This window comes from Domibacillus antri, assembly GCF_001936625.1.
Lineage (GTDB): Bacteria > Bacillota > Bacilli > Bacillales > Domibacillaceae > Domibacillus > Domibacillus antri.
The window spans coordinates 312,726-333,356 of record NZ_MSDU01000003.1 but is presented as its reverse complement, the minus strand read 5'-3'; the positions used below and the strand labels follow the sequence as shown (position 1 = coordinate 333,356).

At 46.4% G+C, this 20,631-nt stretch carries 25 protein-coding genes; 24 read left to right on the top strand and 1 reads right to left on the bottom strand.

Going from position 1 to position 20,631, the window contains the following annotated elements; translation table 11 throughout:
• Window positions 1–58 precede the first annotated feature (58 nt).
• The 21 genes from BTO30_RS01825 (at window position 59) to spoIID (ending at window position 17,628) form a co-directional block, all read left to right on the top strand.
• Window positions 59–586: a manganese efflux pump MntP gene (locus BTO30_RS01825; protein ID WP_075396991.1), complete on the top strand. Its 528-nt coding sequence runs from the start codon at window positions 59–61 to the stop codon at window positions 584–586.
• Between the two features lie 86 nt (window positions 587–672).
• Complete coding sequence (locus BTO30_RS01820) at window positions 673–1,101, top strand: low molecular weight protein arginine phosphatase (RefSeq protein WP_075396990.1); 429 nt, start codon at window positions 673–675, stop codon at window positions 1,099–1,101.
• Complete coding sequence (locus BTO30_RS01815) at window positions 1,098–2,387, top strand: methyl-accepting chemotaxis protein (protein WP_075396989.1); 1,290 nt, start codon at window positions 1,098–1,100, stop codon at window positions 2,385–2,387. Before BTO30_RS01820 ends, BTO30_RS01815 begins: the two co-directional genes overlap by 4 nt.
• 57 nt (window positions 2,388–2,444) lie before the next feature.
• The gene (rpiB, locus tag BTO30_RS01810) at window positions 2,445–2,891 is read left to right on the top strand and encodes a ribose 5-phosphate isomerase B (protein ID WP_075396988.1); all 447 of its coding nucleotides are present in this window, start codon (window positions 2,445–2,447) and stop codon (window positions 2,889–2,891) included.
• Window positions 2,891–3,469 carry a TIGR01440 family protein gene (locus BTO30_RS01805; RefSeq protein ID WP_075396987.1) on the top strand — a complete coding sequence of 193 codons (579 nt, stop codon included), beginning with the start codon at window positions 2,891–2,893 and terminating at the stop codon, window positions 3,467–3,469. The genes rpiB and BTO30_RS01805 overlap by 1 nt, the downstream gene beginning before the upstream one ends.
• A 168-nt stretch (window positions 3,470–3,637) precedes the next feature.
• Complete coding sequence (gene glyA, locus BTO30_RS01800) at window positions 3,638–4,879, top strand: serine hydroxymethyltransferase (protein WP_075396986.1); 1,242 nt, start codon at window positions 3,638–3,640, stop codon at window positions 4,877–4,879.
• Window positions 4,880–5,086: 207 nt separating this feature from the next.
• The gene (gene upp, locus BTO30_RS01795) at window positions 5,087–5,716 is read left to right on the top strand and encodes a uracil phosphoribosyltransferase (protein ID WP_075396985.1); all 630 of its coding nucleotides are present in this window, start codon (window positions 5,087–5,089) and stop codon (window positions 5,714–5,716) included.
• 21 nt (window positions 5,717–5,737) lie between these two features.
• Window positions 5,738–6,886: a non-hydrolyzing UDP-N-acetylglucosamine 2-epimerase gene (wecB, locus tag BTO30_RS01790; protein WP_075396984.1), complete on the top strand. Its 1,149-nt coding sequence runs from the start codon at window positions 5,738–5,740 to the stop codon at window positions 6,884–6,886.
• Window positions 6,887–7,140: 254 nt separating this feature from the next.
• Complete coding sequence (locus BTO30_RS01785; protein ID WP_075396983.1) at window positions 7,141–7,365, top strand: AtpZ/AtpI family protein; 225 nt, start codon at window positions 7,141–7,143, stop codon at window positions 7,363–7,365.
• 6 nt (window positions 7,366–7,371) lie between these two features.
• Window positions 7,372–7,761 carry an ATP synthase subunit I gene (locus BTO30_RS01780; protein ID WP_075396982.1) on the top strand — a complete coding sequence of 130 codons (390 nt, stop codon included), beginning with the start codon at window positions 7,372–7,374 and terminating at the stop codon, window positions 7,759–7,761.
• A gap of 6 nt (window positions 7,762–7,767) precedes the next feature.
• Window positions 7,768–8,490: a F0F1 ATP synthase subunit A gene (gene atpB / locus BTO30_RS01775; protein ID WP_075396981.1), complete on the top strand. Its 723-nt coding sequence runs from the start codon at window positions 7,768–7,770 to the stop codon at window positions 8,488–8,490.
• A 77-nt stretch (window positions 8,491–8,567) separates the two neighbouring features.
• Window positions 8,568–8,780 (top strand): F0F1 ATP synthase subunit C, encoded by a 213-nt coding sequence (atpE, locus tag BTO30_RS01770; RefSeq protein ID WP_045852010.1) that lies wholly within the window; start codon window positions 8,568–8,570, stop codon window positions 8,778–8,780.
• 339 nt (window positions 8,781–9,119) lie between these two features.
• Window positions 9,120–9,644 (top strand): F0F1 ATP synthase subunit B, encoded by a 525-nt coding sequence (gene atpF, locus BTO30_RS01765; protein ID WP_211272806.1) that lies wholly within the window; start codon window positions 9,120–9,122, stop codon window positions 9,642–9,644.
• Window positions 9,641–10,183 (top strand): F0F1 ATP synthase subunit delta, encoded by a 543-nt coding sequence (locus tag BTO30_RS01760; protein ID WP_075396980.1) that lies wholly within the window; start codon window positions 9,641–9,643, stop codon window positions 10,181–10,183. Before atpF ends, BTO30_RS01760 begins: the two co-directional genes overlap by 4 nt.
• A 49-nt stretch (window positions 10,184–10,232) precedes the next feature.
• Window positions 10,233–11,741, top strand: coding sequence for a F0F1 ATP synthase subunit alpha (gene atpA / locus BTO30_RS01755; RefSeq protein ID WP_075396979.1), 1,509 nt, complete (start codon window positions 10,233–10,235; stop codon window positions 11,739–11,741).
• 80 nt (window positions 11,742–11,821) lie between these two features.
• Window positions 11,822–12,682: a F0F1 ATP synthase subunit gamma gene (locus tag BTO30_RS01750; protein ID WP_075396978.1), complete on the top strand. Its 861-nt coding sequence runs from the start codon at window positions 11,822–11,824 to the stop codon at window positions 12,680–12,682.
• Between the two features lie 63 nt (window positions 12,683–12,745).
• Complete coding sequence (gene atpD / locus BTO30_RS01745) at window positions 12,746–14,164, top strand: F0F1 ATP synthase subunit beta (RefSeq protein WP_075396977.1); 1,419 nt, start codon at window positions 12,746–12,748, stop codon at window positions 14,162–14,164.
• Between the two features lie 23 nt (window positions 14,165–14,187).
• The gene (locus tag BTO30_RS01740) at window positions 14,188–14,595 is read left to right on the top strand and encodes a F0F1 ATP synthase subunit epsilon (RefSeq protein WP_075396976.1); all 408 of its coding nucleotides are present in this window, start codon (window positions 14,188–14,190) and stop codon (window positions 14,593–14,595) included.
• Window positions 14,596–14,748: 153 nt separating this feature from the next.
• Window positions 14,749–14,985, top strand: a complete 237-nt coding sequence (locus tag BTO30_RS01735; RefSeq protein ID WP_075396975.1) for a DUF1146 family protein — start codon at window positions 14,749–14,751, stop codon at window positions 14,983–14,985.
• Window positions 14,986–15,292: 307 nt separating this feature from the next.
• Window positions 15,293–16,582, top strand: coding sequence for a UDP-N-acetylglucosamine 1-carboxyvinyltransferase (murA, locus tag BTO30_RS01730; protein ID WP_075396974.1), 1,290 nt, complete (start codon window positions 15,293–15,295; stop codon window positions 16,580–16,582).
• Window positions 16,583–16,662: 80 nt separating this feature from the next.
• Window positions 16,663–17,628: a stage II sporulation protein D gene (gene spoIID / locus BTO30_RS01725; RefSeq protein ID WP_075396973.1), complete on the top strand. Its 966-nt coding sequence runs from the start codon at window positions 16,663–16,665 to the stop codon at window positions 17,626–17,628.
• Between the two features lie 22 nt (window positions 17,629–17,650).
• On the opposite strand, the gene BTO30_RS01720 is transcribed toward spoIID, so the two are convergent.
• Entirely contained in the window at window positions 17,651–18,085 is a 435-nt protein-coding gene (locus BTO30_RS01720; RefSeq protein ID WP_083632245.1) for a VanZ family protein, read from the bottom strand.
• Window positions 18,086–18,297: 212 nt separating this feature from the next.
• On the opposite strand from BTO30_RS01720, the gene BTO30_RS01715 reads away from it, so the two are divergent.
• The 3 genes from BTO30_RS01715 (at window position 18,298) to mreB (ending at window position 20,520) form a co-directional block, all read left to right on the top strand.
• Window positions 18,298–18,921 carry a M23 family metallopeptidase gene (locus BTO30_RS01715; RefSeq protein ID WP_158023554.1) on the top strand — a complete coding sequence of 208 codons (624 nt, stop codon included), beginning with the start codon at window positions 18,298–18,300 and terminating at the stop codon, window positions 18,919–18,921.
• 161 nt (window positions 18,922–19,082) lie between these two features.
• Complete coding sequence (gene spoIIID / locus BTO30_RS01710) at window positions 19,083–19,334, top strand: sporulation transcriptional regulator SpoIIID (protein WP_075397063.1); 252 nt, start codon at window positions 19,083–19,085, stop codon at window positions 19,332–19,334.
• 181 nt (window positions 19,335–19,515) lie between these two features.
• A complete protein-coding gene (gene mreB, locus BTO30_RS01705) occupies window positions 19,516–20,520 on the top strand; it encodes a rod shape-determining protein (RefSeq protein WP_075396971.1) in 1,005 nt (334 codons plus the stop codon).
• Window positions 20,521–20,631 lie beyond the last annotated feature (111 nt).

Genomic DNA, 20,631 nt, shown 5'->3' with positions numbered 1-20,631 from the left:
CCGGTGATCAACCGGCTTTTTTTGTGGATAAAATACGATTTGATGAATATAGATAGGCATGGACATCATCATACTTTCACTGGCGTTGTCGGCGGATGCATTCGGGGCGGCATTGGCGGTTGGAATGCGCAGGATGGGTTTGTGGAATATGCTTGTCATGAGCTTGACTGTCGGTATTATGCATATCATCATGCCGCTTACCAGCATGACAGCAGGGAACGAATTGCAGGAGATATTCGGCCGTGCCATTTTTTCGGCGGGCGGTGTGATTTTAGTGCTGACGGGACTGCAGATGGTGCTGTCACTGCTGAAAAATGAATCGGACATAAAACGGCCGGTGGGCATTGGTATTTTATTTTTTGCTTTTGGCGTGAGTATGGACAGTTTTTCAACGGGGCTTTCACTCGGGGTACTTGGGATGGACAAGATGATGGCGGTTGTCAGTTTTGGTTTATCATCCGCTTTATTTACGATGGCGGGGCTCCTGCTCAGCCGGCGGCTGGGTGCTATGGCCGGCAAAGCAGGAGAAGCGGCGGGCGGTCTGGTACTCATGTTTCTCGGATTAAAATGGCTGCTTTCAGTATGAATAGTCCTTTTCTAAATGAAAAGGACTATTTTCCTGTTTATAGATGCATTATAATGAAAGAAAACGTACATAAAAGGTGGTTGTTCATGAATATTTTGTTTGTTTGCACGGGCAACACGTGCCGCAGTCCGATGGCGGCGGCTATTTTACGGAAAAAGCGGCCGGAGTGGAATGTGCGGTCTGCCGGTTTATTTGCCAGTCCGGGTGAGCCGGCTTCAATCGGTACAAGGACTGTTTTGTCAGAAAAAGGAATTGATTTGCAGCATTCTTCTGCACAATTAACGGAAGAACTGGTGGAGTGGGCTGATCTCATTTTGACGATGACGGCTTCTCATAAACAGACAATTGATATTCATTTTCCGCATGTTAAAGAAAAAACTTATACGTTAAAAGGCGCGCACGGAGATGTGATCGATCCATTTGGAGGACCGGTGGAAGTTTACCGCCAAACCTATGATGAATTGCTTTTTTTTATTGAAAAATGGCTTCGCGGGGAGAAAGGAAGTAGACAATGAGAGAAAAGAAGTCGTATTCATTTGGAATCCGAAAAAAAATCGTGTTACTCGTCACCCTGCTGGCGGTTATTACATACACCGTAAGCGCTTTGTTTATATATTATGTGTATCCGCTCTACTTTTCACATATGAATGAAACGTTTTTCACCTTTTTAACGCTTACTTTAGGAATACTCTGGTCGGGCATTCTCGCCTATTTTGCAGCGTCTTATTTTGTCAATCCGATCGTCCGTCTGGAAGCGGCATCAAGGGAAGCGGCAAACGGGCATATTGACAAAGAAGTCGAACTGCCGGACGGAGACGATGAAATCCGGGCGCTTGCCGTTGCTTTTAACGACATGATGACGAATTTGCGGACGATGGTCAGCAGCATTGAAAGCAATTTTTCCGATACAAATGAAAGTGTCAGCCATATTGCCGGGATAAGCGGACAGGCGGCAGAGAAAGCAGAAGAAATGGCCCGTACCGCAGCGGAAATTTCAACAGGCGCTGAAAGTTCCGCTATGGCAGTTCAGGCCACAGCGGAAGCAATGGAAGAAGTGGCCGGAATTGCCGGAGATGTACAGCGGAAAGCGAAAGAATCGGCACAGCAGGCAGAAGGAATGGTGCAGGATTTGAATGTGAGCAGAGAGACATTCCAGTCGCTCATTTCCGGCATGGACGCGCTTTCGGCGGACAATACAGAATCGCTTGAAGCGGTGCGCTCACTGGAGGAAAACGCCCGAAAAGTCGGCAAAGTTATCGGGCTTGTCGGTGACATCGCCGCACAGACGAATTTACTCGCATTAAATGCATCAATTGAAGCGGCCCGCGCCGGTGAACATGGCAAAGGATTCGCAGTGGTAGCGGAAGAAGTGCGAAAGCTGGCCGATGAAAGTGCGTCAGCTGTACAAAGCATTTCCGACCTGGTGAAACAAATTCAGCAGGAAGTGGACCACGTTGTCCATAAAATTACCGTTCAGGCGGAAGCGGCCGGTGAAGGGGTAAGAAAAGGCGCATCTGCCCAAGAAGCTGTCGGACAGATGAGCGGCAAAATTACAAGTATGGCGGAGGCTGTTGAAGAGATCTCCCGTCTTGTTGACCGCCAAATGGTGAAAATTGAGCAAACATCAAGACAGTCTCAAGAAGTCGCGGCGATTGCCGAAGAGACATCCGCCGGTGCCAATGAAGTGACGCGGGCAGCGGAAGACCAATCGGATGTTATCGGCGAAATCGGCCATGTCAGCCGTCATTTGCAAGAGCAGGCAGCTGCATTAAAATCGGTTATTACGCGGTTTAAATTGTAAATCGTCATAAAAATATGAGAAAATAACCTAATACAGAGCATGAAAGGGGCGTTTTAAATGAAAGTGGCAATTGCATCTGATCACGGAGGCGTGAATATTCGTGAAGAATTAAAACAGCTGCTTGAAGAACTCGGCATAGAATATGAAGATTTTGGATGTGACTGCAGCACATCTGTTGATTATCCTGACTATGCCCTGCCGGTCGCGAAAAAAGTGGCAGCCGGTGAATTTGACCGCGGCATTCTCGTGTGCGGAACCGGCATTGGGATGTCCATTGCGGCGAACAAAGTAGAGGGCATTCGCTGTGCGCTTGTTCACGACGTGTTTAGTGCTAAAGTGACACGCCAGCATAACAACAGCAACATCCTCGCGATGGGTGAACGTGTTATTGGCCCAGGGCTTGCGCGTGAAATTGCGCAAACGTGGCTGACGACTGACTTTGAAGCGGGGCGTCATGCGAATCGGATCGGTAAAATTACCGAATATGAAAAGAGAGTGCAGTAATGGAAGCGGCCGCAGGGTGGAAAGAGGAGCTCAATGTCCTTTTGACCGAACTGCATGAACAGGCACAATTTAAACCGGGTCAGCTGTTTGTGGTCGGCTGTTCCACATCAGAAGTGTCAGGCGGACGGATCGGGACAGCAGGTACAGAGGAAACAGCCGCTGCTTTATATGAAGCTTTTGATTCATTTGCTTCGATGACGGGCGTTCATTTGGCGTTTCAATGCTGTGAGCATTTGAACAGGGCCATTGTGATGGAACGGAAAGCGGCGGAAAAATTCGGGTACGAAGAGGTCGCTGCTGTTCCGGTCCGCACAGCAGGCGGCGCGATGGCATCTTATGCATATCGGCAAAAAGACTGCGTACTGGTCGAGTTTGTAAAGGCAGACGGCGGCATTGACATTGGCGACACATTTATCGGCATGCACTTGAAGCATGTAGCCGTTCCGGTGCGCACGTCAGGAAATTCGGTCGGCGCGGCCCATGTGACAATGGCGAAAACGCGGCCAAAGCTCATTGGCGGCCCGCGCGCTGTGTATGAAAAAACGAATGTAAGCGATTCGATTGATGATGAATGTTAAGGATTTGCTGTCTTTTTCGTGAAAGACAGCTATTTTTTTATGAAAAAATACGTGAAAAGCATAAAATGCAGTTGAAAGATTCGGAAAACGTGTTAGAATGAAAGAGAATTTTTTAACGGATATCGGTCAATACTATTTTCATTTCATAGATTGGGAAGGAGAACAACGATGAGTAAAATTCAAACGCAAGATCCCGCTGTATTTGCAGCAATTGAAGATGAACTAAAACGCCAGCAAACGAAAATTGAGCTGATTGCTTCTGAAAACTTTGTTTCTGAAGCCGTTATGGAAGCCCAAGGTTCTGTTTTGACAAACAAATATGCAGAAGGTTACCCTGGCAAACGCTACTATGGCGGCTGTGAGCATGTGGACGTTGTGGAAGATTTAGCGCGCGACCGAGCGAAAGAAATTTTCGGTGCCGAGTATGTAAACGTGCAGCCGCATTCAGGTGCACAGGCAAACATGGCGGTTTACTTCACCATTTTGGAAACAGGCGACACGGTTCTTGGTATGAATTTGTCTCACGGCGGTCACTTAACGCACGGAAGCCCTGTTAACTTCAGCGGCGTACAATACAATTTCATTGAGTACGGCGTAACGAAAGATGAGCAAGTAATCGATTATGAAGATGTCCGCCAAAAAGCGCTTGAGCACAAGCCGAAATTGATCGTTGCCGGTGCAAGTGCGTATCCGCGTGCCATTGATTTTGCGAAATTCCGTGAAATCGCTGATGAAGTAGGCGCATACTTGATGGTTGACATGGCACACATCGCCGGTCTTGTGGCAGCCGGCCTTCATCAAAATCCGGTTCCTTACGCTCACTTTGTGACAACGACAACGCATAAAACATTGCGCGGTCCACGCGGCGGCATGATTTTGTCCAGCGAAGAGTTCGGCAAAAAGCTTGATAAATCCATCTTCCCTGGTATTCAAGGCGGCCCGCTTATGCACGTGATCGCGGCAAAAGCTGTTGCATTTGGCGAAGCGCTTCAAGAAGATTTCAAAGTATATGCACAAAACGTCATTGACAATGCAAGCCGTTTGGCAGCAGGCCTTTCAAAAGAAGGAATCGATATCGTTTCCGGCGGCACAGACAACCACTTATTGCTGATCGATCTTCGCTCACTCGGTTTGACTGGTAAAGTAGCGGAAGCGGTTCTTGATGAAGTTGGTATTACGGTAAACAAAAACACAATTCCATACGATCCGGAAAGCCCGTTCGTTACAAGCGGTATCCGAATCGGTACAGCAGCTGTTACATCACGCGGTTTTGACTTGGCTGCAATGGACGAAGTGGCATCCATCATCGCAAAAACATTGAAAAACCATGAAGACGAAGCGGTATTAAAAGAGTCAGCTGAGCGTGTAGCAGCATTGACATCACAATACGCTCTTTATCAACAAGCATAAGATAGACAAAGGACTGCCGGTCATGAACCGGCAGTTTTTTTGTTTCGCCGCGGAAAAGCAAAAATGGCTGCGCTTCCTGCAGTTTATTCACGAAAATTTCGATTTTTCCATGCGCCGGTCATTTTGTTGCCCGCCCTACTCTTTTCAAGTAAAATAGGAAAGAACTTTGACAAGGAAATTGTGAATGTAACATTGAGGAGTGGAATAATGGGAAAAGTATATGTATTCGATCATCCGTTAATTCAGCATAAGCTGACGATGATCCGTGATAAAGAAACAGGAACAAAAGATTTTCGTGAACTGACAGATGAAGTAGCGACATTGATGGCGTTTGAAATTACACGCGATCTTCCACTTGAAGAAGTAACGGTTCAAACACCTGTATGCGATGCGAAAGCGAAAGTTCTTGCCGGTAAAAAGCTTGGCATCGTGCCTATTTTGCGCGCGGGTATCGGCATGGTTGACGGTGTATTGAAGCTGATTCCGGCTGCGAAAGTGGGACATGTTGGTCTGTATCGCGATCCGGAAACATTGCAGCCTGTTGAATATTACGTCAAGCTGCCGTCAGATGTGGAAGAGCGCGATTTTATCGTTGTTGATCCAATGCTTGCAACAGGCGGCTCCGCGGTTGAAGCGATCAACTCGCTCAAAAAACGCGGTGCGAAAAACATTAAATTTATGTGCCTGATTGCTGCTCCGGAAGGCGTTGATGCCATTAAGGATGCACATCCGGACGTGGATATTTATATTGCCGCACTCGATGAAAAATTAAACGAAAAAGGGTACATTGTTCCAGGTCTTGGCGATGCCGGGGACCGTTTATTCGGAACAAAATAAAGAAAAGCAGGTGGAGAGATAATGGATCGCCCGATTAAAGTAATGACGATTTTCGGCACGCGGCCGGAAGCAATTAAAATGGCGCCGCTCGTTTTGGAACTCAAAAACCGCCCGGATGAATTTGAAGCCATTGTGACTGTCACAGCGCAGCACCGCCAAATGCTTGACCAGGTGCTCAATATTTTCAACATTACGCCGGATTATGACTTGAACATTATGAAAGACCGGCAAACGCTGATCGATGTGACCACGCGCGGTCTTGAAGGACTGGATGCGGTCATGAAAGAAGTGAAACCGGATATTGTGCTTGTTCATGGGGACACAACAACGACATTTATAGCCGGCCTTGCCGCGTTTTATAACCAGATTGCCATCGGTCACGTAGAAGCGGGCCTTCGCACATGGAATAAATATTCACCGTACCCGGAAGAAATGAATCGTCAGCTTACGGGCGTTATGGCAGATCTTCATTTTTCACCAACCGAGCAATCCGAGCAAAATCTGCTGAATGAAAACAAAAAGAAAGAATCGATTTTCGTAACAGGAAACACGGCTATTGATGCATTGAAGACGACAGTGAAAGAAGACTATACACATGAGGTACTGGAGCAGCTCGGCTCGGACCGTCTCGTATTGATGACCGCACACCGCCGTGAAAACCTGGGCGAACCGATGAAAAATATGTTCCGCGCGATTAAACGTCTCGTTGACGATCATGAAGGTATACAAGTGGTCTATCCCGTTCATTTAAATCCGGTCGTTCGGGAAACCGCGGATTCCATTCTCGGCAATGATCCGCGCATTCATTTAATCGAACCGCTTGATGTGATTGATTTTCATAACTTTGCGGAGCGCGCGCACATTATTTTGACCGATTCCGGCGGCGTTCAGGAAGAAGCACCGTCATTGGGGGTACCGGTTCTTGTGCTGCGTGATACGACAGAGCGTCCGGAAGGGATCGACGCGGGCACGCTGAAACTTGCCGGTACAGATGAAGAAACCATTTACTCACTGGCGTCAGAGCTGTTAACAAATGATGCGGCCTATGAGAAAATGTCGAAAGCGTCCAATCCATACGGCGATGGCGAAGCGTCACGCCGAATCTGCGATGCCATCCGCTACTATTTTAACGCGGCGGACAAAGCACCGGAGCGTTTTAGAGCGAAATAAAATAAGAAGGTCGTCCGTAAATAACGGACGACCTTCTGTTATATTGAAATAATTGTTCGGGAAACAGTGAAAAAATTTGAGCATTTTGTGAATAATCCCTGCATTCCAATGAGGTTTTCGTTCACAACACATTGACATTGAAAAAGGGCTATTGTATGCTAACAAAGGGTAAGGAGATTGGATTTTATACATAGTGAAACCGTTTTTTTTGCCGCTGCTTTAAACGTATTCAAGCATGCTAAACGAGGTGTGTGATGAACCGGGATCAAGAAAACCGACCTTTTAGGGCTATGGCGCTTTATAGCACCGTTTTAGCCCAGCTCGCCGGATCCATGATCGCCGGTATTTTTGCCGGCTTGGCGCTTGACAAACGTTTCAATACAGTGCCTCTTTTTTTAATCATCGGACTGCTGGGAGGACTCTCGGCAGGAATTTATGCCATGCTGCGTACAATTCAACATTTCAACTCAGGAGACTAGCTTTTTATGCCCGAACTCCAGCATTCCATTAAACGACAGCGAAAATACTTGCTTTATCTGCTCGCCATCTTTGTACTTGGCTGGGGATTCACATCGGCGCAGGCTATATACGCAGGTCTTGTTCTTGGGACTTCGCTCAGCCTTTATAATCACTGGATTATTTCGAAGCGGATTGAACGCTTCAGCAAAGCAGTGGAAGAAGGCCGTAAAATTCCGTCTCTTGGTACGATTTTGCGAATGGGTTCAGCGGCACTTGCGGCGATGATCGCTCTCCAAAACCCTGATCAATTCCATTTGATCAGTACCGTTATTGGATTAATGACTGCTTATGCGGTGATTATGATAGATTTTGGAATCCAACATTTTATAAAACGCACGAACGGGAAAGAGAGGTGAAATAATTTGGGTCACGAGTCTCCGTTACGTGACGTCGATATTTTCGGGGTCACTTTGACGTTCAACCTGTCCAACATTTTAATGGTTACCGTTGCAAGTTTAATTGTCTTTTTAATTGCGATTGCCGCAACACGTAATCTGGCGATGAAACCGACAGGCATTCAAAACTTCTTTGAATGGGTTATGGACTTTGTTAAAGGAATTGTTAAAAGCAACATGGACTGGAAAACCGGTGGTCGCTTTCACATTCTTGGCATCACATTAATTATGTACATTTTCGTATCGAACATGCTTGGACTTCCGTTCGCAATTGTATACGATAATGAACTATGGTGGAAATCACCGACAGCTGATCCGGTTATTACGTTGACGCTGGCAGTGATGGTTGTCGGATTGTCACATTACTACGGCATCCGCATGAAAGGTTTTTCCGAATATGGAAAAGACTTTTTCCGTCCGATGTGGTTTATGTTTCCGCTGAAGCTGATTGAAGAGTTTGCGAATACGCTGACGCTCGGTCTGCGGCTTTACGGTAACATTTTCGCGGGGGAAATTTTGCTGACGCTCCTTGCAGGATCACTTGCAACTGGAGTCGGCGGTCATCTGGCGGCGGTTATTCCAACGCTTGCTTGGATGGGATTCTCAGTCTTTATCGGTGCCATTCAGGCATTCATTTTCACAATGTTAACAATGGTTTATATTGCCCACAAAGTGAGCAGCGACCATTAAAATATTTACTGTTCAGTTTCTGGACAAATCTTTATGCTAGTAAATCATGCTTTTAAAAATAAGGAGGAAAAATTAAAATGGGTCTTTTAGCAGCAGCAATTGCAATTGGTTTAGCGGCCGTTGGTGCCGGTGTAGGTAACGGTCTGATCGTATCGAAAACAGTCGAAGGTATGGCTCGTCAGCCAGAAGCACGTGGTATGCTTCAAACAACAATGTTCATCGGGGTAGCACTAGTAGAGGCGATTCCGATCATCGCCGTAGTTATCGCGTTCATGGTACAAGGTCAATAATTAAGGGATCGAATGCTAAGAACGCCGCGTCCTGCGGCAACGCATTCGTGACCCGCATCACGCGGGCCCGCGGCTGGCGTTCGTTTAGAGGCGACAGGCATAAGGCTGACTTATGACCCGAGCCTCTAGCGCCCGGAGCTGGACAATAATAAGGATTGAATGCTGTGCCGCGTCCTGCGGCAACGCATTCATGACTCACGTCGTGTGAGCCCAATGGCGAAGATCACATTTCAATGCGAACCTTCGCCATTGCTTTATGTTTAAATGGCAATTAAGGCATATTATGAATGAATTTCTTTCCCTATGCAGGGAGAGTCGGAACCTCTTGAAGGGAGTGAAATGATCGTGACGACAAACGCATACGTACTTGGAGCCGGAGCCGGTTTTAATGGCGGCGATATCCTGTTCCAGCTTGCTATGTTTATCATCTTGCTCGCATTGCTGAAGAAATATGCCTGGGGTCCGCTTATGGGCATCATGCAGCAGCGTGAAGAGCACATTGCATCTGAAATCGAAGCGGCAGAAAAAAGCCGTGTCGAAGCGAATCAACTATTGGAAGAAACGCGTGCCGAGTTAAAAGCAGCTCGTCTTGAAGCGCAAAATACAATCGAAAATGCCAAAAAACTTGGCGAAGAGCAAAAAGCGGAGATCATTGCGGCTGCCCGCGCTGAATCTGAACGCTTGAAAGAATCTGCGAAGCTTGAAATCGCACAGGAAAAAGACCAGGCGATGGCTGCACTGCGCGAGCAGGTTGCCGCATTGTCTGTAATGATCGCATCGAAAGTCATTGAAAAAGAACTTTCAGTTGCCGATCAAGAACAGCTGATTAATGAGTACATTAAAGAGGCAGGCGAAGAGCGATGAGTAAATCCGGAGCGGCAAAACGCTACGCGATCGCGCTTTTTGAACTGGCGAAAGAACAGAACCAAGTGGTGGAAATAGAACAGGAACTGCGCGTTGTCAAGCAGGTATTCAGTGAGAACAAAGAACTTCAAACACTTCTCGAATCACCGAAGCTCTCTATTGTAAACAAACAGGCTTTCGTTCAATCCGCTTTTGCACAGGCTTCTTCACCTGTGGTCAATACATTGAAATTGCTCGTTCAGCGTCACCGCACAATTGAAGTGACATTTGTTTGTGATGAATTTATTGAATTGGCAAATGAAGAGCGTGGTACAGCAGATGCACGTGTGTATTCTGTCCGTCCGCTATCACCTGTTGAAGAAACAGCTGTATCTGCTGCTTTCTCCCGAAAAGTCGGGAAGCAGACACTTAACATTGAAAACATTGTGGATCCGGAATTGCTGGGCGGTTTAAAAGTCCGCATTGGAAACCGCATTTTTGACGGCAGTTTGCGCGGCAAGCTGAACCGTCTTGAAAAACAACTTACAACGAATTCATAAATTAGAAAGAAGCAGAAATGCTTCTTGAAGAAACTGAGGGGTGACATGCATGAGCATCAAAGCTGAAGAAATCAGTGCGCTGATAAAAAAGCAAATTGAAAACTTCCAGTCCGATATTACAGTTAGCGACGTCGGTACTGTCATCCAGGTTGGGGACGGTATCGCACGTGCTCATGGCCTCGACAACGTTATGGCGGGAGAGCTTCTTGAGTTCTCAAACGGCGTCATGGGTATGGCTCAAAACCTGGAAGAAAACAACGTAGGTATTATCATTCTTGGTCCTTATACAGGCATCAAAGAAGGCGATGAAGTGCGCCGCACAGGCCGCATCATGGAAGTACCGGTTGGCGAAGAGCTGATCGGCCGCGTTGTTAACTCACTTGGTCAGCCAGTCGATGGTCTTGGTCCAATTAACACGACAAAAACTCGTCCAATCGAAAGCCCGGCAACAGGCGTTATGGACCGTAAATCAGTTCATGAGCCATTGCAAACAGGGATTAAAGCGATTGACGCCCTTGTGCCAATCGGCCGCGGTCAGCGTGAATTAATCATTGGTGACCGTCAAACAGGTAAAACAACGGTTGCAATCGATACAATCTTGAACCAGCGTGATCAAGATATGGTTTGTATTTACGTTGCGATCGGCCAAAAAGAATCAACGGTACGTAACGCAGTTGAAACACTTCGTAAACACGGTGCACTTGACTACACAATCGTTGTGACGGCTTCAGCATCACAGCCGGCTCCAATGTTGTTCCTTGCACCTTACACAGGCGTTTCAATGGCGGAAGAATTTATGTTCAACGGCAAGCACGTTTTGATCGTATATGATGATCTTTCTAAACAAGCGGCAGCTTACCGTGAACTTTCCCTTCTTCTTCGCCGTCCTCCAGGTCGTGAAGCTTACCCTGGTGACGTATTCTACTTGCATTCTCGTTTGCTTGAGCGTGCAGCGAAGTTGAACGATACACTTGGTGCCGGTTCAATTACAGCTCTTCCTTTCGTTGAAACACAAGCGGGTGATATCTCTGCTTACATTCCAACGAATGTTATTTCTATCACAGATGGACAGATCTTCCTTCAATCTGACTTGTTCTTCTCCGGCGTACGTCCGGCGATCAACGCGGGTCTTTCTGTATCACGTGTTGGTGGTTCAGCGCAAATTAAAGCGATGAAAAAGGTAGCAGGTACACTTCGTCTTGACCTTGCCGCTTACCGTGAGCTTGAAGCATTCGCGCAGTTCGGTTCTGATCTTGATGCGATCACGCAGGCAAAATTGAACCGTGGTGCACGTACAGTTGAAGTGTTGAAACAGGACTTGAACAAACCGCTTAAAGTTGAGCGCCAGGTTGTCATTCTTTATGCTTTGACACGCGGTTACCTTGACGATATTCCGGTTTCTGATATTACTCGTTTCGAAGATGAACTGTTACACTGGCTCGATAAAAACCACACAAATGTGTACGATCATATTCGCACAACGAAAGAACTTCCGTCTGATGACGAATTGAAGTCAGCGATCAACGAGTTTAAAAAATCGTTTGTGAAATCCGAATAATGGCAGATTGAGGGCGGTACCGTCAACCGGACGTCCGCCCTGTCTGCGTCATCAAACACAGTAAAGGGTGGTGAGAGAAAGTGGCATCGTTACGCGACATACAAACACGTATTACATCGACAAAAAAGACGAGTCAGATTACGAAAGCCATGCAAATGGTATCTGCTTCTAAATTGAACCGTGCGGAAACAAATGCGAAAAGCTTTGTTCCCTACATGGAGAAAATTCAGGAAGTGGTGGCGTCAATCGCACTCGGCAGTAAAGATGTAACACATCCGATGCTCGTCTCCCGCCCCGTTAAAAAAACCGGGTACCTTGTCATCACATCGGACCGCGGTTTGGCGGGAGCCTATAACAGCAGCATTTTGCGCTACGTATATAAGAAAATTCAAGAACGTCATAAATCGAAAGATGAGTATGTGGTTATTGCTGTCGGACGTGTCGGACGGGATTTCTTCCGCATGCGCGGCATCGAAGCAATTGAAAGCATCACCGGTCTTCCGGATCAGCCATCTTTTGCAGACGTGAAAGAGATCGTACGTAAAACCGTCGATCTATTTTCAGAAGGTACATATGATGAGCTTTATATGTACTACAACCATTTCGTCAACGCGATCCAACAGGACGTGACGGAGAAGAAAGTCTTGCCTTTGACGGATATTGAATCGTCAGGCGGCCGTCTTTCTTCATATGAATTTGAACCATCCGCAGAAGAAATTCTTGAAGTTTTGCTTCCTCAATATGCAGAAAGCTTAATTTACGGAGCCCTTCTTGACGGAAAAGCGAGTGAGCACGCTGCGCGTATGACGGCTATGCAAAATGCGACCGACAACGCCAAAGAGCTTATCAGCTCGTTAACTCTTCAATACAACCGTGCGCGCCAGGCAGCCATCACGCAAGAAATTACAGAGATTGTCGGCGGAGCAGCAGCACTAGAATAAATCGAAAAAGTGGACGTTAATAGTCCCAATCACTATACATTTAGTAAAACAGGAGGGAAAAAGATGAACAAAGGACGCGTTCTTCAAGTCATGGGTCCGGTCGTTGACGTTAAGTTTGAAAACGGTCAACTTCCTGCCATTTATAACGCCTTGAAAGTTCAAATCGCCGCTGAAGCCGGTGATAAAGCTTCAGAACTGACGCTGGAAGTAGCGACGCACCTTGGCGATGATTCCATCCGTGCAATCGCGATGGCGTCTACAGACGGCCTTCAGCGTAACCAGGAAGTAATTGATACAGGAAGCGCGATTTCTGTACCGGTTGGAGATGTTACACTCGGCCGTGTATTTAACGTACTTGGTGAAACAATTGACCTTGCAGCACCAATTGAGGCAGGCGCACGCCGCGATGCCATTCACCGTCAGGCACCTACATTCGAACAGCTTTCAACAGAAGTTGAAATCTTAGAAACGGGTATTAAAGTTGTTGACCTTCTTGCTCCTTATATTAAAGGCGGTAAAATCGGTCTCTTCGGCGGTGCCGGTGTAGGTAAAACAGTACTTATTCAGGAATTGATCAACAACATCGCACAGGAGCACGGTGGTATTTCCGTATTCGCAGGTGTTGGAGAACGTACTCGTGAAGGAAATGACCTTTTCCACGAGATGAGCGATTCCGGCGTTATTTCAAAAACAGCGATGGTATTCGGTCAAATGAACGAGCCGCCTGGTGCGCGTATGCGTGTTGCCTTGACAGGTCTTACAATGGCTGAATATTTCCGTGATGATCAAGGACAGGACGTACTGTTCTTCATCGATAACATCTTCCGTTTCACGCAAGCAGGTTCTGAAGTATCTGCCCTTCTTGGCCGTCTTCCATCTGCGGTAGGTTACCAGCCGACACTTGCAACGGAAATGGGTCAGCTTCAAGAGCGTATCACATCTACTAACGTAGGTTCCGTCACATCGATCCAGGCGATTTACGTCCCGGCCGATGACTATACGGATCCGGCACCGGCGACAACATTCGCCCATTTGGATGCGACAACGAACCTTGAGCGTAAACTTTCTGAGATGGGTATTTACCCTGCGGTAGATCCACTCGCGTCCACATCACGTGCCCTTTCTCCTGAAATCGTAGGTGAAGAGCACTACAATGTTGCGCGTGCGGTTCAGCAAACATTGCAGCGCTACAAAGAATTGCAGGATATCATTGCAATCCTTGGTATGGACGAATTGTCAGAGGATGATAAATTGACGGTTGCGCGTGCGCGTCGTATTCAATTCTTCCTTTCACAAAACTTCCACGTTGCCGAGCAGTTCACAGGCCAAAAAGGATCGTATGTACAGGTACAAGATACAGTACGCGGATTTAAAGAAATTCTTGACGGCAAACACGACAACCTTCCTGAAGATGCGTTCCGTCTTGTTGGCGGCATTGAAGAAGTTGTTGCGAAAGCGCAAGAGATGGGTGCACAAGTTTAATATAGGGATCAGGAGGTTTAGCTATGAAGACATTTAACGTCAATATCGTCACTCCTGACGGCCCGGTAGTGGATACGAACGTGGAACTCGTCAGCGCGAAAGCACAAAGCGGCGAGCTGGGCATCATGGCCGGCCACGTGCCGATGGTCGCTCCCTTACAAATCGGTGCTGTCCGTCTTGTTTTGGGCGGAAACACATCCGAAGTGGTCGCTATCAGCGGCGGCTTTCTCGAAGTTCGTCCTGATCAGGTAACGATATTAGCGCAAGCTGCTGAAAAAGCGGAAAACATTGATGTTGCCCGTGCAAAAGAAGCGCAAATGCGCGCCGAACGCCGTTTGCAGGATAAGCAGGATCATATCGATTTTAAACGTGCCGAACTCGCATTGAAACGGGCGACTAACCGGATTAATGTGTCTCAAGGCAAATTATAAGAAAAAAAGCTGTCCATCGTTTCTACGATTGGACAGCTTTTTTCAATCCGCGGGCATCGCGGATTAATAAACTGCAATTATGAATGATGGAACAATGATTCAAGGGAAACGAACCCGGATCGCTGAATAAACTAAAGAAGGAGCCATGTAACTATGATTGAATCATTCGGACAGGAAGCGCTTATTAGCATGATCATGAGCTTATTTTTCATCGGTCTTTCGTTTTGGGCGCTGCAGGCGATCCGCTTTGAAAAATTACTGCGAAAAAATCAGGTGGCGAGAGCGCGTCTCCTTTATTTGCTGCTTTCGATTGTCATTGGTTCCGCCGTCAGCAGCTTCTTTCTTGACTACTTGCTCTGGTCCCGGCAGCTGCCGATGTTATTCTCATAAAAAATCAGTGTGTTGACCTACTTGCCTTTTTTTGAAAAATAATATAAATTTGGATGGGGTTATTTTGTGAAAAGCTCATCATTTTGGTTTGCCGGTTATCTATAGGGGGAAACAAAAAAAGATGGATTTCTTGAGCAATTTCACAAATTTTCTACAATATGTGCTTAATTTCACTTGTTAGAAACGTGAACAAGATGATAAGCTTTAAGAAGTTTTGTCGAAGTTATGAAAAGACATTGGAAAGGGCTGGCACGTCAGTCCACTGATTTGAATATGTATAATAGAAAAGGACGCGGAGGGGAACAGTTTGGACAAAATTATCGTCCGCGGCGGCCGTCAATTGAACGGGACCGTCAAAGTTGAAGGTGCAAAAAACTCGGTGCTGCCAGTGCTTGCAGCGACATTACTGGCTAAAGAAGGGAAATGTGTCATTCGTGACGTACCGACTTTATCCGATGTATATACGATCAACGAAGTATTGCGCCACTTAAATTGCGAAGTAACATTTGAAAACAATACTGTAACAATTGATGCAACGAAACAGCTTTTAATTGAAGCACCATTTGAATACGTTCGTAAAATGCGTGCGTCTGTCCTGGTGATGGGTGCGCTGCTTGCACGGAACGGAAAAGCACGTGTGGCTTTACCGGGCGGATGTGCTATCGGTTCACGTCCCATTGATCAGCACTTAAAAGGTTTCGAAGCGATGGGTGCGAAAGTCCGTGTTGAAAATGGATTTATTGAAGCGGAAACAGATGGCCGTCTTAAAGGGGCGAAAATTTATCTTGATTTCCCAAGTGTCGGCGCTACTGAAAACATCATGACCGCTGCAGCGCTTGCAGACGGTACAACCATCCTTGAAAACGCAGCAAAAGAACCGGAAATTGTGGACCTTGCGAATCTCATTAATAAAATGGGAGGAAAAGTCATCGGTGCCGGAACAGAAACCATCCGCATTGAAGGTGTAGACGTTCTTCAAGGAGCGGATCATGCTATCATTCCAGACCGTATTGAAGCAGGTACATTTATGACGGCAGCAGCCATTACAGGCGGTAACGTGCTGATTGAAGGCGCGGTGGCCGAGCACATGTCCTCATTAATTGCCAAAATGCGTGAAATGGGCATTAAGATTATCGAAGAAGAAAATGGCATTCGCGTAATCGGACCGGAAAAATTAAAATCGGTGGACATTAAAACGATGCCGCATCCCGGTTTTCCAACAGATATGCAGTCACAAATGATGGCGCTTATGTTGAAAGCAGAAGGAACGGGTGTTATTACAGAAACGGTTTTTGAAAACCGTTTTATGCATGTCGAAGAGTTTCGACGCATGAATGCCAATGTGAAGATTGAAGGGCGTTCGGTCATTCTTGACGGGCCATCTAATCTGCAGGGAGCAGAAGTGGCTGCGACTGATTTACGTGCCGCTGCTGCTTTAATCGTTGCTGGGCTTATCGCAGACGGTTATACGCGTGTTACGGAACTGAAGCATCTTGACCGCGGTTACGTGAATTTCCATGGCAAACTGGCTGCGCTCGGTGCTGATATTGAACGAGTAACGGAGACAGCAGAAACACCGGTCACAGTGAAAAGCTGAATTTATTTTTATTATATTATGAAAGAAACCGTCTGTTTGGGCAGGCGGTTTTTTTATGTTTTGTCATAATAAGTATAGTCATGCATATCCCTTTTTATACAGCAAGGAGGGATTTTGTTTTGAAAAAACCGTTTTATCTATTCCTTTTTATTTTGATCGCAGCCATAGCCATTCCAGCTGTCGGGCTTTTTTTGTCGGAGGAAGAAGAAGCCGTTCAAGAAAAAGATGAGCCGTCAGTTGACGTTGTCCGATCAGACACCCGGCAAACAGAAACCGTCCCTCTTGAAGAATATGTGGCCGGTGTTGTTGCGGCTGAAATGCCGGCGTCGTTTGAAAAAGAGGCATTAAAAGCGCAGGCAGTGGCCGCCAGAACCTTTATTTTGACGCAGACGCTCGCTGGATTGGAAGTGACGGATACGGTTGATGATCAAGTATTTAAGGACGAGGCAGAATTAAAAGAAATATGGGGTGCAGATTACGCTCAAAATAAGAAAAAGATAGAGGAAGCGGCAAAAGAAACAGAAGGGGAAGTGCTGACGTATAACGGAGCCCCCATTACGGCTGCTTTTTTTTCATCGGGCAACGGCAAAACGGAAAATGCGGAAGATTACTGGCAGTCACCGCTTCCGTATTTGATCAGCGTGGACAGCCCCTGGGATGAAGAAGCACCAAATTTTGAGCAGGAAATGGTTATGCCGCGTACTCAGGTGGAAGAGAAGCTTGGTGTCTCTTTGACGGCAGCCGGGGAGGCGGGGACGGTGACAGCACGGACAGCAGGCGGCCGCGTTGCCAAAATAAAACTCGGTGAAAAAACCTTTACAGGACGGGAAATAAGGGAGGCACTCGGACTTCCATCTGCGGATTTTCATATACAATCTTCCGGTGACAAAGTGATCATTACGACAAAAGGATATGGACATGGCGTCGGGATGAGCCAATACGGAGCGAACGGAATGGCAAAAGAAGGAAATAATTATTTAGAAATCACCGCCCATTATTATCCCGGAGCAGCGATTGAATCCGCAGAAGCTTTTTTAAAAAAATAAAAAATGACGTCCGCAGTTTTTATTAATGCGGACGTGCCCATTCACTGAACTCTGCCATCCAGCGGCCGATCCGTGAATTTTTTTCAAAATACATATATTTAACGAACGTAAAAGCAATAAGGACACCCGTCACATCTTTAATGGCATCGATTACTGTAGCTGAACGGTACGGCACAAAGGCCTGATGAATTTCATCTGCCAGCCCGTAAAAGGAAGCAAAGATGGCTGCTGCCAAACTGATGAGCGGTGTCAGTTTGCCATTCACTAAAAAAGCATTAATAATCAATCCGTACAAGATCGCAAATTCAAATAGATGGAGTGCCTCTTTTATAAACCGATCAACGGATTGATCAGGTAAATCCATAATCGTATCGTGCGGAAGACCTGACATGATCCAAATGGCAATCATGTAAACGACAGGTGCCGCCATCGACAATAATCGTATCAATTTTTTCACTTCCACACCTCATTCACGACATGACAATATATTGATTTTATCATCTCATCGCAGTGCTTTTTTTATTGTTTGTGGCATTTTTTTAACGATTTTAGGAATATTGTTACACACATGTATAAAAAATCCTTTACCTGTTCACACTGCATGATGAGGTGATGAACATGAATGAGGGCGGAAAAAAATCTCTCCCCCCAAAATTGAAGGACTTTTTCATGAAAAGAAGAGCACTGCCGGCAATCTATCTCGCTTGCGCCATTTTACTTATTTCCAGTCTCATGATGTATGAAGTGATGGACCGTGACAAGGATGAAACGGCTGTTACAGAACCGGTACCTGCTTCAAATGACATGAATGATACAACAATCAGTGTAAATGGCACACCGGAAAAAATGAGCAAGCCTTCCAATGCGGAAGTGATTGTCAAAACATCCTTTTACGATGAAAAAGCAGCTGAAGATGATCAGCAAAAAGCACTTGTCGTCTATAACGACACGTATTATGAAAGTTCAGGCATCGACTACGTACTAGAGAATGGGAAAACCTTTGATGTAACGGCCCCGCTCTCCGGCACTGTCACGGATGTTCGTGAAGACGCATTTTTGGGCAATTATATCGAAATTGATCATGGAGACAGCATCTTGACCACATTCCAATCCGTAACGGATATTCAAGTGAAGAAAGGCGATAAAGTGAAGCAGGGTGACAAGCTCGGGGAAGCAGGCAGGAGTTTGATGAATGAATCTGCCGGCATCCATGTTCACTTTGAAGTTGAGAAAGACGGCAGTGCATTAAATCCGAATACACTGTATGGAAAAGCGGCAGCCGAATGGAAATAACCATTCATATTTCCCGGGAAATGATCATATGGTAGTAAAAAGGAAAGGGGCTCCTGGAATGAGACCGCCCCGAAACAATGAATAAAGATGCGCATCTGCTCGAATCTACAGAAGCAAAGTCTCATTTCGCCCGTCCCGGTTCCGGTGAAGGAGGCGTGCATGTGCGCGATTACATCAAAGAAAGAGCGCTCAAAATCGGAGTGTATATCGTCGAAACGAACAAAACGGTGCGTGATATCGCAAAAGAATTTGGTATTTCAAAAAGCACTGTCCATAAAGACTTAACGGAGCGGCTGCCGGGCCTCAGTCCGGAATTATCGGCACGCGTCGAACATATTTTACACTACCACAAATCGATCCGGCACTTGCGTGGAGGAGAAGCAACAAAAGAAAAATGGAAATCTGCAAATTGAATCGGATTGGGTCCCGCCGACTATACTGATGGCGGGACTTTTTGTAATGGAGAAACGGTTTTTCGTCATTCTTGGTACATTTCGTCCATTGTTGGGCGTTTATATGCTAAAATAAATATTTGGAACATAAAACCTAAAAGGTATGATAATAGATAGAGAAAATGCAGGGGGGAAATGGAACATGTTATCTAAAGATATCGGGATCGACCTCGGGACAGCAAATGTGCTCATTCATGTAAAAGGACAAGGCATCGTGTTGAATGAACCGTCCGTCGTCGCCTTAGACCGCACGACCAATAAAGTGCTGGCTGTCGGAAAAGAAGCGTACCAGATGGTCGGCCGGACACCGGGCAATATTGTGGCGATTCGTCCGCTTCGTGATGGCGTGATTGCCGATTTTGATTTGACAGAATCAATGCTGAAACATTTTATGAATAAATTGAATGTTAAAGGATTTTTATCAAAGCCGCGCATTTTAATTTGCTGTCCTACACAAATTACAGCGGTGGAACAAAAAGCAATCCGGGAAGCGGCAGAAAAAAGCGGCGGCAAAAAGGTTTATCTTGAAGAAGAGCCGAAAGTCGCCGCAGTGGGCGCCGGTATGGATATTTTTGAGCCGAGCGGAAACATGGTCATTGATATCGGCGGCGGTACAACGGATGTCGCTGTCTTATCCCTTGGTGCGATTGTCACAGCTGAATCCATTAAGGTAGCCGGCGACACATTTGACGCAGATATTATGAGCTATGTGAAGAAAGAATATAAAATGCTGATCGGTGAACGTACTGCGGAAGCCATCAAGGTCAATGTCGGCACGGTGTATCCAAAAACACGCAATGAGGAAATGGAAATTCGCGGCCGCGACATTATGACCGGGCTTCCGCGTATCCTGACCATTAATTCAGCCGAGATTGAAGGGGCATTACGTGAATCCGTCATGCAAATTGTTCAGGCATCGAAAAATGTCCTTGAGAAAACACCACCTGAACTGTCGGCGGACATTATCGACCGCGGCGTTATGCTGACGGGCGGGGGCGCATTATTGCATGGCATGGATCAGCTTATGACTAATGAACTGAAAGTGCCTGTGTTTATCGCGGAAAACCCGATGAACTGCGTGGCAGTCGGAACGGGCATGATGCTCGACAATATGGATCGGCTTTCTTCTAAAAAGCAGCGTAACTGATGCAGGACAAACGGATAGGGCAGCTTTTGTTCCATGTTTACTAACAATTGAAGCTGCTCTTTCAAAAAGCGGCGCAATTCACCCTGATTTCAGGTGCATTGCGCCGCTTTT